The sequence below is a fragment of the Tumidithrix elongata BACA0141 genome, assembly GCF_036349135.1.
GTDB lineage: Bacteria > Cyanobacteriota > Cyanobacteriia > Pseudanabaenales > Pseudanabaenaceae > Tumidithrix > Tumidithrix elongata.
In genome coordinates, this window is record NZ_JAZBJZ010000014.1 from 23,069 (window position 1) to 35,413 (window position 12,345).

A 12,345-nucleotide genomic window follows, 5' to 3' on the forward strand; every position below is an offset into this window, starting at 1 on the left:
TAACACAGGGGAGTTGTAACTATGCGAAACCTATTCCCAATCGCTGCTTTCATGGTCGGTGGGTTCATGCAGCTATGTCTGCAACCGATGCAACCTGTGTCGGCACAGGCATCGATATCTCAGCCCGTCAATATCCCTGCAATTAAGCCCTATCAGCCCAAAGCAACAGCTGCAAATCGGTTGACTTACCAACAGGATCAGCTTCAGAATCTCGTTCCTGAAAACTTTGATGTAAATCGCTACCCCATTAGCGATCGCAATGCCGAACGTTGGCAAAATATTCTTTGGACGGTGACTGTCCTATCTCCTCAGACTGACTTTGTCGCTCAAGCCTTAGACAATATTCTGGCGCTTACCGCAAATCCAAAACTCACAGATAAACAGAAAAGTGTGGTGGATTCTGCCATGCAGGTGGGCACGCAGCTCTACTTAAGCAATCCTGGGTTTTATGCCAATGTCGGTCGCCATTTTGTCCAAACGATTGAGTATAGTAGCGATTCTCAATGGGTTGCCATGTCTTTATCAGCCTTGGCAAAATCTCGGATTCCACCGTCCAATCTAAAACAACTGGGATTGAGGGTACAACAAAGATTTCCCAATTGGCGGCAAGATGTCTTTTTATATACCACACTCCAAAATTTATCCAGTTCCCAAACGGCGAAAGCTATTCCTCCCCTCACTGACTTGCTGGCTTGGCAGATAGCGCCTGGTCAGCCCCAAATGTATGTGCTTTGCCAACCCAATCGAGAAATTCTTTGTCTCGCCGTTGCGAAAGATGGTAATGGGCGGTTTATGGAACAAAATGGTCAATTATGGTCGGTTCCTCTATTATTACAATCAATACATCGCCTAGAGTGGAATTTTTATCGAGGTCAAACCCCACAGGGGATTTATCGGATTGAAGGTCTTGAACCGCAACCTGATGACGAGGTGTTTAGAGCCTATGGTCAGTTTCCCTTGGTTAAGCTATTTCTGCCCTATGAGGATGGCGCTCAGGAGTTTCTCCCCAATCGCAAAGGCAAATTTACGGGCAATTTACAGACCTATCAGACACTGCTTCCTCCAACTTGGCGTAATTATTTTCCGATCCAACAGAGCTATTGGGCTGGCAAAATCGGAAGGTCACTTTTTCGCATTCATGGCACAGGCGAGGCCATTGATTTCTTTCGAGTGAAAACAAACCCGACTATCGATAGCTATTACTGGAATCCTACGCTTGGCTGTTTATCTGCCTTAGAACTGTACGATCGCAACGGACAACTACAACAGGCAGATGTCCCTAAAGTCCTCAATATCTTAAGTTTGTTAGGAAAAGGAAAGATTGCAGGTTACTTAATTGTGGTAGAAGTACCGAGCCGTACGGGCGGGCAAATTTCACCGATGGAAGTGAGAGAAGCGATCGCCCGCAGTAAATAAGAATCCCCCCAACAGGCAAGAGGTATTATGATAGAGACTGCGATCGCATGTTTTAGGGAGTTTTTTTGAATGTTTACAGTTGAGCTAACGTTAAAAGGTAGTCCGATTGCATTGTCAGTGCAACGCAAAGATAAAGAAACTGCCGAAGCTCTCTATAAATCTATTGCTGAGGCGATTAGTGGCAAAGGGGCTTCCCCGATCTTAGAGCTTACCTGCGATAAGCAAGAAACCAAGAAATTAGCGGTTATCGTCAGTGAAATCTCGGCAATTCAGATTTCTGAAAAAGCTGGAGCAACTGCAAATATGGGTGTAGGCTTCGTGCAGTAGCCAAACGTAATTGTAATGCCAGATCAGCCCCCCATCGATCGAGAAACATCCACCGACGCGATCGCCGTTAAAGATCTAACTTTTGCTTGGCAGTCTGGCGAAGTTGTTCTAGACCATTGCACATTATCCGTTCCCAAGGGTGAGTTTTGGATGCTCTTGGGAACCAATGGTAGTGGCAAGTCTACGTTACTCAAACTTTTAGCGGGTTTGCTAGAACCCCAGTCTGGCGAAATGCATATTGCCAGTCCTGCGGGATTTGTGTTTCAAAATCCCGACCATCAACTGGTAATGCCCACAGTAGGTGCAGATGTTGCCTTTGGGTTAGTGTCAGAAAATCTCTCTTATGTTTGGACGCAAATTCGCGTTCAAGAAGCACTCACTGCGGTTGGGCTCGAACATCTACAACGTCGTCCCATTTATGCCCTCAGTGGCGGTCAAAAGCAACGGGTTGCCATCGCTGGAGCGATCGCACGTCATGCTGAGGTCTTACTCTTAGATGAACCCACTGCCCTCTTAGATGGAGATAGTCAAAACGACCTTGTTGTAGCCGTACAGAAATTAGTCAAAGAGAAATCATTGACGGCTCTATGGGTGACCCATCGCCTGAATGAACTAGATTATGCTGATGGTGCGTTCCTACTCCAAAATGGCAAGGTTGTCGATCGAGGCGATCCGATTCGCTTGAAACATGCACTCTCTGAGACTTAATGGTAATTATTTTGGATAACGTTCCTTAATTGGTTTACGAATGTAATCGGGGCTTTTAGCTCTTGTAGGCAAGATACCTATGCAACGAATTTAAACAATCTAATACGATTAATTTGGGTTTCTCTAGCGCATAAGTCCTAAGCTTTTTTGACCTTTACGGTTACCCTATAAAGAGTTTACGAATCTTTGCTTTCTTCCAAGTCCCACTTCTTGATTTTTCTGCTAGAATCTACGCCATCTTGCTTATTCCCCAAATATTAGAAACTTATAAACTAAATAAAACGATTTACCAGAGATCGCAATAATTTACGAATCTCTATAAATTTCCTTTGTAAGGATGAACTAGCAGTGCCTGTGCACTAGTCTTAAAAATTCGTGAATTCTTGGGTACAATTCTTGCCTGAAAGGCTAAAGCTCTCATCTTTTGCTTTGATATATTTGCGAAGTCTGTGCTAAGCGAAATATAGAAGGAAAAAGCTCTAAAGGAGCTATCTGGGTTGCACCAATTTGGTTTTTTGATAAATAAGGGCTCGTGCAAGAGGTCTAGTGCGTTCTCAGTTGGACAACTAATTTCTAGAGTTAAAAAAACCTCTTGAAGAATGTTGCCACATATGGTAAGGTGCGCTACGCTGTAAATCCAAAATGCTTAGTAAGCGAAAAGCTAGTTCCATGAATTATCAAATGTCAACTTTTGTGGTAGAAAGCCACCAAGAAAAGCTAGAAAGGCATCTCCTTGAGTCTGCCATCCTAGATCACGAGCAATTATCTGTGGCAAAACGATTGCAAACTCGGCAGGAAGGTCCATTGTTAATGATCCTTTTACAGCTTAGTTTTATTGATATCAAGCAGTTCAGTCGTTTGTTAGATTGGACGGTACGGACAAAACTGGAAAGTTTTTAGATGGTTTTGCTGCGTTACTAAGGTTTTATTAAGTTATTAAGATCTAGCTGCTGAAGGGCTCTGCTTCCTCACGTTGAAATCATACTAAGCCATCTAAAATGAATAATTTGAGAATGATTTAACGGGGAAAGTAGAAATACCATTTAGCCACCACTTACAGGTGGAATTAATGCGACTTCGTCGCCATTTTGCAAAAGCGTTTCAGGTTCGGCAAATTCAAGATTTACAGCATAACGAGTCAGCGATCGCCAAGGTTCCAATTGGGTAGATAGGTTGGGATATTGGCTCAATAAGCGATCGTAGATTTTCTCAACAGCGGTATGAGGCGGCAGTGTCAGTTCGATTTCGCTTTCCGCGATCGCCTCTTGAAAGGCAGCAAACAGTTTGACCCGAACGGTAATCGTTTCGCTCATGTTTTATTGCTTGGCTGAAGCCTAGACTCGATCGCGGGTTTAATCATTGGCAAACTTTTCCAAAATCTCTAAGAGGTTTGACTGCGCGTGCGATGGAATCAATTCCACCAAGGGAATCTCGCGCCGACCGCCCCCAACCTTGACAAACACATTCGCCAAAACTTTAGTCACAGCAGTTTCATCAATGCGATCGCCACTGCTATCGGTAAGCATCGGGTAAAACTTTTCAGCCAAAACCGTGTGTAGGTGGGCATCCCCTAGATATAGATGCCACTTTGCAATATCAATGTAGACTTCTTCGGCGATCGCAGCGGCTAATTGCTCGATATTTTGAGAGGTACTTTTCATGGGTTTATCCAAGCTCAATTATTCGTCGTTGGGTACTTTTGAGAAAACACCCAAATTCCATGTCCTAAAAGCAATACAGCCCAAACACTTGTAACCCAAACTGCCCAGTCCCATTCAGCATAGGTAATCGATCGCACAAACCACATGCAGCTATTACTGGCTCCAAACACCCCCACATGCACGGCTAAATTGATTCCTCTTTCAAGGCGTTGGTAATCAGGGTCTCTAGGGTCGGGTGGCTTTGATAAACGAGGGGGCATAGGCGTGTTTCGTGAGATTGCTTATTTTTTTTAAGACTAGGTTTATGCTAACCCAAGGAGTGACAGGCTTGCCAGTGGGCTCTAATTTGGCACTTAATCTTTGCGAATATTTTCGGCCATATTAACGATCGGATTGCCGCCGATTGTGTCACCTCTACCCGCTACCATCTTTGCTTCACCGTAGCGCACGATCGCCGCGATCGCTTCAAGGCGATTCACCCATGTGGTCACTCGATAGGGTTGCTCTAGATTTTCTAATTGCATCCATTTGGGTAGGTTCGCAGACATGCGATCTAGGGATAGCGTAGCGATCTTGAGATTTGCGGGAGTTGGTTGGAGGTTTAAAGTCTGAAGGGCGCGATCTAGAGACTCAGCTTCCTGTTGCCAATTAGCAAGATTTTCCCCCTTAACCCATAGGAGATTGTATTTGAGCAGGGCTTGCCATTCCTGTTTGAGCGCTGTGTAACGAGCTTGGGCAGCGGCAAATGGACGACGGTGTGGCAAAATCTGAGCATCCTGATTGGTGTGGGCATGTCTGAGAATGTTCTCAAAACTAGGACGCAAATGCTCTGCGGCAAAAAGTGAATAGCCACTGGCAGGCAAATCTCGGATGGCTTGCAGTTGATCTAAAAGTTCGATGTCAGGTAAATCGCGAATTAACATACCTGGCAGAAATAGGACGGGCGACTGGCCGACTGCTGTCAATGTCGGTTTGACCTCTTGCCGAATAAAGCGGCTGGTCTCTCCCACATAGGTCATGGGCATCAGCATATCGATTTCGCCCTTGCTGACCCAATTCTCCCAGTTTTGCTGCATCCGGCTGAGCCGTTCGTTAAACTTCCAAGGAAATACGGCAGCGGAAATCATTAAATTGGGTTTGATTGCCCGCATCTCTTTCGAGACCCTACCGACAAACTGGTTGACTTGTTGGGCGCGAAATTCTGTCCAAGCCCACCAAAGCGATCGGTTATTGGGGCTAAGGTTAACTGGGTCAACCCCCGTCAACTGCATAAACCTCGATCTTGCCACGGGACTAAACCCAAAATCAGCCGATCCGAGATCTTGGCGTGGGTAGCGAATGTAGTCTAGCTGTAAGCCATCGACTTTATACTGGGTAACAATTTCACGGTACAACCGCAGCAGATAGTCTTGCACCTCTGGGTTGGCGGGGTCTAGAAAGGTCTTCCCTTCAGGCGCAAAAATACTGCCATTTTGCTCGATATTTGCCCATTGTGGATAGGCTTCCAGTACTGGCCCCACATAGTTTGCAGGTTTGCCAATTAAGGTATTGTGCCTTGTATTTCCCACTGCAAATACCCAGACCCAAGCATGAAGCTCCATGTTGCGCTGATGCGCCAACCTAATCGCTGAGGCTAGCGGATCCCAGCCCCGCGTTAGAGGATTTGATTGCGGTGCGACCCGACTGGGGTAAATGGGATAGCCCGCATTTACTGTTTCTAAAAAGACGGTATTTACCCCTGATGCTGCCATGCGATCGAATACCCGCGCCAGTCTCTCCTCTGAGCCAGATGCCACAATCGTGCCGCGATCTAGCCACATGGCACGCACTTCAGGCAAAGCCACCAACAGATCGGAGGGATAGTCTTTCCAAAGGTTTTGACGACTCAACTGCCAAAGCGTTCTGGCTTGGACAAACTGGCGATCGGCAATGAGTTGGGGCAGATCTTTGAGTAACTGTTTGGCGATATTGATCGTTGTGAGTTGATTAGAAGCCGTCCCCAGCGATCGCCCTTGGGCTGTATTGGCGGTAGTCATGGCATTTTCTACCCGCCCGATCAACTCCTGTAGCTCTTGGTGCATGGTTAGCGCTTCGAGGGTAAAGATGGGCTGATCGGAAATCGGCGGTAATGCTGGCGTTGGGGCGGGAATGTAGGTTGCTGGCGTGCGGGGTGGCAGTAAGAGCGGAATTTTTCTGAGAGAAGTCGTTTGGGTTGCTGTAGTTGTTGTGGTTGTTGTGGAAGCGATCGCAGGCGTTTGCGAGGGATTCGCTTGCGTAGGACTTAGGCTTGAAGTGGGGTATTTAAGGATCGGTTGCGAATTTGGCGGGTAAGTGAATGGAAGAGAAGGCTTGGGTATGCTAGAACTCGGAATGGGCTTGGTTAAGATCGAATCTGGGAAGGAAGACTGTTGTGTAGTTCCTCGTAAAGCTTGAGAATCAGATGCTGTAAGAACTGTGGCAACTTCTGACGATCGCCTGCTCGTTGTTTGCGGGTTAGAAACTTGAGAATTGGAAGCTTGAAGATTAGATTCCGCTGCCACAATCAGCCAGTTGCGATCGAAGGCATGATGGGCTTTATCCGTACCCCATGCCCAACCCAGATGGATCACATTGTTTTTGGCTAAAATAGCGGCTTTGTTTGCCGACCAATAGGCAACTGTGCGACTATTGCCCTCCGTAATTCGTAACGTACCTCCATTGGTCAAAGGGGTAGTACTGACTTCAGGGACGGCGCGTGCCCAATCGTACTCAATGCTCGATCGCAAAACTAAATTTGCAGGGGTCTCTACCTTACTATCCCAATAGCCACCCACCAGCGATCGCAACTGCGCCTGTACTTCAGGTTCTGAGTTTTTGCCTGCGGCTCCCGTAATAATTAACCTGCCACCGCGATCGGCCCAAGCCTTGAGAATTTGCATTTGCTGAGCAGTGAGGCTCTCGGCATTGGGCAACAGCACCACACTTGCCTTGTCTAGGGATGTTTCGCTCAGAGCATCTAGGGCTACGGTCACATACTTTACGCCTGTCAGTGTCGTGGCGATCGCTTCCCATTCAGACGAGTTCATGCGAATCACGGTAATGACGCGGCTTTGGAGTGGCAGGGGAGGCTGAGGGTTTGCCGCCGGCTGGGGCAGATTGAGTAATGGATCGGTGCTAGGTGGTAATTCCTGCGCTAGATCTGTTTTTTGAGTTTCGAATTTTTGCGATCGGCTGGGCTGTACTTGGGTTGATGTTGCCGGTTGCGTCTCAGCCGATACGGAATGCATAGAAACTCGCAGAGAAGCGCTCAGCGTATAACTCAACGCACTTAAAACGAGTGCCCTCAATACTAAGCACTGGTGAATTTGTAATTGCCGCATCCAAAACTACCCCACTTAAAACTACACCTTAATTTCACAATAGTGAAAACGTTCTTCGATCTTCTATAAAGCCTTAAATAAACTTACCCAAAATCTGTGTGTTTCGCCCCTCTCGATCGTACCAAATTCAGATCCAAATCCTAAAATTTGCTAAAAAATCGTCTAAACAACGACTAAGGCTAAATTACCTCATTCACGGGGAAGCGGTCTATAAGCTGAGTGGCGCGTCTTGCATTTTGGTAAAGTTGCTCGGGCAGGCCAGGCACATGGGGGATTTGAGACAAAAGATCGAGGGTACGTCTTGCAATTCTCACCACATCCCCTTCATCCAAACTGGTATGGCGACATAGCTCGACCCACTCGATGCCCAACGCCCATTGCTCGATCAGCCCCACAAGCTCGTATTCCAGCCAAATCGGGATCACCACTTGATGTCGTCTTTGCAGTTGAAACAGTTGTCGCCTGATTCCGCGTAAATTACCCAAGGCTTCTTCGACATCGGGGGACAGTCCAAAATCTGTCCAACTGTCCGGTCGGCTATTTTCGGTCACGAGGGCAGCGCAGACGGTGGCTAAATGGTGGGGGGCTAATTCATCGAGTTCGCCCGATAACAATGCCAAACCTAACCAAAGCTCATTTTCGCCACGTAAGGCTGCCACCACCTTACCTGCGTCCGTTGGATCCACATCTTTGAGACAACCAAAACTCTCTAAAATCTTGACGAGGCTGAGAAACTCTTGCCAATATTGCTGTCGCCTTTCGCCTACAACATTGCGCTGAAATTCGAGCTGTCTTTGCAATTGCTCTAGTTTTGTCACTTTTTTGGTAATACTGGCGCGATCGCTCCACTTCGTCGCAGGATGTTCTGACAATCGCGTTTCTAAACTTAAATATTTCGCCTCTTGTTGCAGGACTTCGGGGGGCGGCTCGGGCATGACGAGGGTGGGAATTTTCTCGGCGATCGCTTGGCTTTGCTCGTCACCCTTGAGCACTTGATTGGGCTTGAGTATCAAGTCAGGGGGATAGGTAAGTTCTAGATCGGTGATGCTTTCGCCCAAAAGGATGACATCTTTATAGGTAACGACATACCAACGATTGTCTTGCCCCAAACACACCAACCAAGGAAATTGCCCCGATCCTTGAACCTTTGCCGCTAAGACAGCAGAAATGGGGCCACCCTTTGCCAATCGATGCGCCAAGTTAAGCGTGAGCGTCGTGCCCGTCAGAATATAGGGAATATAGGTGGCGAGATCGTGCAATCTTTGTTCTTCGGCCTGTTGGCTTAAAATTCTCAGCAATCGCCTTTCTTCGCGCAGGCGATCGCGTAATTTTTCGTACCCTTCTAAAAGGTTCAAATCCACGCCCGTCAATTCTTGCTCTAAGCGTTTGGCTTCCGACTCGACCAGATCGAGGTTTTGAATCTGGGGGGCTAGGGCGAGATCGGCGAGGTACTGTCCAAAGCTGCGCTCGATTAATTCCTTAGCTTGATCGAGGCTATGGGTCTGGAGCAAGTTCATCACCATGCCATAGCTAGGCGTAAATTGACTGATCAGAGGATCTGCCTCGGCAACAGCCAAGTAAGCTGCTTCTTTAGCGCCTTCAAACGGTGTCTGGGCAGTGACGACATATCCAACCGTATCCATGCCTCGCCGTCCTGCCCGTCCTGCCATTTGCAAAAACTCGGAGGCTGTGAGTAGGCGATGACCGCGATCGGTTCGTTTAGACAAACTAGAGATCACCGTCGTCCGCGCTGGCATATTAATTCCCGCTGCCAGCGTCTCTGTGGCAAACACCACCTTGATTAAGCCTTGCTGAAATAACTCTTCTACCAAACCTTTCCATGCGGGTAAAATTCCTGCGTGGTGTGCGGCAATGCCTCGATAGAGCGCCGCGATCTGTCCCGATCGCCCCATATCAGGATTGGCTTGCAAAAATGCATCAATTTGGGTTTTGAGTTGGGCTGCTTCAGCATCATTGACGAGAGAGAAATTTCCTAACTCGGTTACGGCTTGATCGCAACCTTTGCGACTAAAAATAAAGTAAATCGCAGGCAGCATATCCCTTTGGCGCAAATGGGTGACCACTGCACCAATACTCGCGGCTTCTTGACGAATCGGCTTACCGTTTTTATCTCTGGCAGGTTTTTCCCTAGAAGCTGCCACCTTAGACTTGACATCCGTGGGTCTGAGTCGCGGGTTAATTTTTTTGCCCGAGTCATCCAGCAGCGGGAAAAATCCTTTGGGATGGCAAAAGAAATGTTGTAAAGGCACAGGTCGAAAATCGGAATAGATCAGTGCTGTCTCACCATGCACTTTGCCAATCCATTCTGTGAGTTGTTGGCTGTTGGCAACTGTGGCAGAAAGTGCCACAAGCTGGACATCCGTAGGGCAATAGATGATCGATTCTTCCCAAACAGTGCCGCGCTGGCGATCGTTCATGTAGTGGCATTCATCTAGTACCACCACGCTCACACCCGTCATCGATGTACCAACTTCTCCGATCGGCGTACCGTAGAGCATGTTGCGAAAGATCTCGGTTGTCATCACCAAGATCGGCGCTTCGCGATTGATGGAAAGATCGCCCGTAAGCAAACCCACATTCTCTGTGCCAAATTGTTCGCGAAAATCTCGTAGCTTTTGGTTTGATAGTGCCTTAAGCGGGGTGGTGTAGAGTACCCGATTGCCACTGGTCAGGGCATTAAAGATCGCATATTCGCCAATCAGGGTTTTGCCCGAACCTGTAGGCGCGCAGACCACAACAGATTTGCCCGCGTTAAGTGCAGCGATCGCGTCTAGCTGAAACTGATCTAATGAAAACGGAAAAAGTTGATCAAGGTTTAGTGAATCCACGCAACCACACGAATTAAGGACAAGAGTGTCTGAAATTACTATGATATCAAGATATCAACAACTAGCTGCGATCTGTGGCGATCGCCTGCAATTCTCATGATGGAAATTTTGGCTTAATTTCATCCAAAATATTGAGAATGGTCGCAATAGAAGTTCTTGAAAAGCTGATATCTTCGTTCAGGATTTCACAACTGAGGCAACCTAATTCCTGTCACTCAGCTTGGAATTCAAGCTGATGTCAGACTCGGAAGCATTATCTATAATTGTCTCCAGTTCGGCTTCCAGTTGCTCTATGGTTGGCAGGTTATCTTGCAAATGCTTGGGCATCTGATAAGTGGAAACTCCTATCGGTGTCTGCATTCCCTGAAGGGCAAACTCAACAATTGTCTTTTCCTTTGACTTGCAGAGAATAATGCCGATGGTTGGTTCGTCTTGAGGCGATCGCAGCAGGCTGTCCACTACGGCAACGTAAAAATTCATCTTGCCCGAAAATTCAGGTTCAAACTCAACTGCTTTCAATTCGATCACCACATAGCAATGCAACTTGACATGGTAGAAAAGCAAATCCAGCCGATATTCTTTGTTGCTGACTTCAATCGGATATTGACTACCCAGAAAAGCAAATCCCAGACCCAACTCCAGTAGAAATTTACGGATATGCTCGATGAGCGAGCGTTCCAAGTCTTGCTCTTTTACATCCTCGCTCAGACACAGGAAGTCGAACGAATATGGGTCTTTGAGCAGTTGGTTAGCTAGGTCAGACTGAGATTGAGGTAAGGCGCGATCGAAATTCGTGGTTGCTTTGCCTTGCCGATGATATAGATCGCTCTCAATCTGATGCTCAAGAACATTACGGCTCCAGCCATACTCAAAGGTTGATTGTATGTACCAAAGGCGTTCTTGAGTGCTTTTTACCTTGTCTAAAATGCGTACATTATGCCCCCAAGGAATTTGTGCAACAGCCTGTTGCACTATTTGCTCGTCAGGATAAGCTTCGGCAAAAGTCCTCATGTACTTGAGATTTCGCGACGAAAACCCTTTTATATCGGGGAACTCTTGTTGCAAATCTTTGGATAACTTTTCGATGATCTTCGCACCCCAGCCTTGCTGTTGCTGGCGACTGAGAATGTCACATCCGATTTGCCAGTACAGCATCACCAATTCTCGATTTACAGCTAGTGCTGCCCGTACTTGCGCTGTGCGGATACGCTCTTTCAGATCTTGCAGAAAATCTTCATAGTTATGAAAATCTTCGATTTTATCGTCTGCCATGGCTTATGGATAATGGATACCTTTAGCTTTATATCATCGATAACCGCTAACTTTATTTTGACAGTGCAGCTAGAACTCCTTCGAGCAGGGCGATCGCACTGCAATGCTGATTATGGGATTTTTAGCTTAATTTCACCCAGCCTCTTCAGAATAGTCGCAATGAGAATTGCTGAGTAAATGCACGCTAGCAAATGTACATAGAAAAATGCGATAAAATCCGATCGCGTCTTCACCATCCAATCCCTTAGATAAAGCGTGATTCGACCCACAATCCTGCAACGTATCGCGATCGCCTGCTTAAGTCTAGGAACTTTGCACTTTGGACTTTCGCCAGCGATCGCCCAGCCCGTCCCCAAAATTTGTCCCAGCGAACTGAAAACGCTTTCAAAGGCGATCGCCAAAGACTTACCCAGTTATCTCACCCGCACCTACACGCGCTTGGGCTTTAAGCGACAAATTATCACCGTCAGCTTGCCCGAACTCGAACCCCTGCCTCTTGCCAAAGATCGCAGTCCCAGTCCAAACGATCCGCAACAGGTATTTTTCTCTGTGCTCGAAAGGCAGCCAGGCAAGGTCGAGACCTCCCAACGCGCCTACTGGTTATTTATTTCTGACACGAAGCTAGGCTGGCGCTTATCTATGGCATTTACCCGCATCAGCAATGCCCCACCTGAAGATGTGAGCGACGGTGCGATCGCCAATGCTGTAAGTACGTGGCTCAAAGAGCATTGCACCGCATCCAATCGGAGCTAG

At 47.3% G+C, this 12,345-nt stretch carries 11 protein-coding genes; 5 read left to right on the plus strand and 6 right to left on the minus strand.

Annotated elements, in window-relative coordinates; genetic code table 11:
- The first annotated feature begins 21 nt into the window (after positions 1–21).
- From V2H45_RS05475 to V2H45_RS05490, 4 genes are all read left to right on the plus strand, one after another.
- Complete coding sequence (locus tag V2H45_RS05475) at positions 22–1,416, plus strand: hypothetical protein (RefSeq protein WP_330482615.1); 1,395 nt, start codon at positions 22–24, stop codon at positions 1,414–1,416.
- A gap of 69 nt (positions 1,417–1,485) precedes the next feature.
- Positions 1,486–1,743, plus strand: a complete 258-nt coding sequence (locus tag V2H45_RS05480) for a hypothetical protein (protein ID WP_330482616.1) — start codon at positions 1,486–1,488, stop codon at positions 1,741–1,743.
- 15 nt (positions 1,744–1,758) lie between these two features.
- Positions 1,759–2,451, plus strand: coding sequence for an ABC transporter ATP-binding protein (locus V2H45_RS05485; protein ID WP_330482617.1), 693 nt, complete (start codon positions 1,759–1,761; stop codon positions 2,449–2,451).
- 669 nt (positions 2,452–3,120) lie between these two features.
- Positions 3,121–3,351 (plus strand): DUF2949 domain-containing protein, encoded by a 231-nt coding sequence (locus tag V2H45_RS05490; protein ID WP_330482618.1) that lies wholly within the window; start codon positions 3,121–3,123, stop codon positions 3,349–3,351.
- 143 nt (positions 3,352–3,494) lie between these two features.
- Here the strand turns inward: V2H45_RS05490 and V2H45_RS05495 are convergent, their stop codons facing one another.
- The 6 genes from V2H45_RS05495 to V2H45_RS05520 all read right to left on the minus strand — a co-directional run bounded on the left by V2H45_RS05495 (position 3,495) and on the right by V2H45_RS05520 (position 11,592).
- Positions 3,495–3,764, minus strand: a complete 270-nt coding sequence (locus V2H45_RS05495; RefSeq protein ID WP_330482619.1) for a MoaD/ThiS family protein — start codon at positions 3,762–3,764, stop codon at positions 3,495–3,497.
- 39 nt (positions 3,765–3,803) lie between these two features.
- Positions 3,804–4,112, minus strand: a complete 309-nt coding sequence (locus V2H45_RS05500) for a DUF3181 family protein (protein WP_330482620.1) — start codon at positions 4,110–4,112, stop codon at positions 3,804–3,806.
- A gap of 14 nt (positions 4,113–4,126) precedes the next feature.
- A complete protein-coding gene (locus V2H45_RS05505; RefSeq protein ID WP_330482621.1) occupies positions 4,127–4,372 on the minus strand; it encodes a 2TM domain-containing protein in 246 nt (81 codons plus the stop codon).
- A 93-nt stretch (positions 4,373–4,465) separates the two neighbouring features.
- Positions 4,466–7,471: a family 10 glycosylhydrolase gene (locus V2H45_RS05510; protein WP_330482622.1), complete on the minus strand. Its 3,006-nt coding sequence runs from the start codon at positions 7,469–7,471 to the stop codon at positions 4,466–4,468.
- Positions 7,472–7,650: 179 nt separating this feature from the next.
- The gene (locus V2H45_RS05515; RefSeq protein WP_330482623.1) at positions 7,651–10,320 is read right to left on the minus strand and encodes a DEAD/DEAH box helicase; all 2,670 of its coding nucleotides are present in this window, start codon (positions 10,318–10,320) and stop codon (positions 7,651–7,653) included.
- Positions 10,321–10,521: 201 nt separating this feature from the next.
- Positions 10,522–11,592 (minus strand): PDDEXK nuclease domain-containing protein, encoded by a 1,071-nt coding sequence (locus V2H45_RS05520; protein ID WP_330482624.1) that lies wholly within the window; start codon positions 11,590–11,592, stop codon positions 10,522–10,524.
- Positions 11,593–11,847: 255 nt separating this feature from the next.
- On the opposite strand from V2H45_RS05520, the gene V2H45_RS05525 reads away from it, so the two are divergent.
- Positions 11,848–12,345: a hypothetical protein gene (locus V2H45_RS05525; RefSeq protein ID WP_330482625.1), complete on the plus strand. Its 498-nt coding sequence runs from the start codon at positions 11,848–11,850 to the stop codon at positions 12,343–12,345.

Excerpts from the sequence above, each read along its gene's own strand:
- V2H45_RS05500 (WP_330482620.1), bottom strand. The coding sequence starts at position 4,112 with ATGAAAAGTACCTCTCAAAATATCGAGCAATTAGCCGCTGCGATCGCC.
- V2H45_RS05495 (WP_330482619.1), bottom strand. The coding sequence starts at position 3,764 with ATGAGCGAAACGATTACCGTTCGGGTCAAACTGTTTGCTGCCTTTCAA.
- V2H45_RS05480 (WP_330482616.1), top strand. The coding sequence starts at position 1,486 with ATGTTTACAGTTGAGCTAACGTTAAAAGGTAGTCCGATTGCATTGTCA.
- V2H45_RS05490 (WP_330482618.1), top strand. The coding sequence starts at position 3,121 with ATGAATTATCAAATGTCAACTTTTGTGGTAGAAAGCCACCAAGAAAAG.
- V2H45_RS05520 (WP_330482624.1), bottom strand. The coding sequence starts at position 11,592 with ATGGCAGACGATAAAATCGAAGATTTTCATAACTATGAAGATTTTCTG.
- V2H45_RS05475 (WP_330482615.1), top strand. The coding sequence starts at position 22 with ATGCGAAACCTATTCCCAATCGCTGCTTTCATGGTCGGTGGGTTCATG.
- V2H45_RS05510 (WP_330482622.1), bottom strand. The coding sequence starts at position 7,471 with ATGCGGCAATTACAAATTCACCAGTGCTTAGTATTGAGGGCACTCGTT.
- V2H45_RS05505 (WP_330482621.1), bottom strand. The coding sequence starts at position 4,372 with ATGCCCCCTCGTTTATCAAAGCCACCCGACCCTAGAGACCCTGATTAC.
- V2H45_RS05485 (WP_330482617.1), top strand. The coding sequence starts at position 1,759 with ATGCCAGATCAGCCCCCCATCGATCGAGAAACATCCACCGACGCGATC.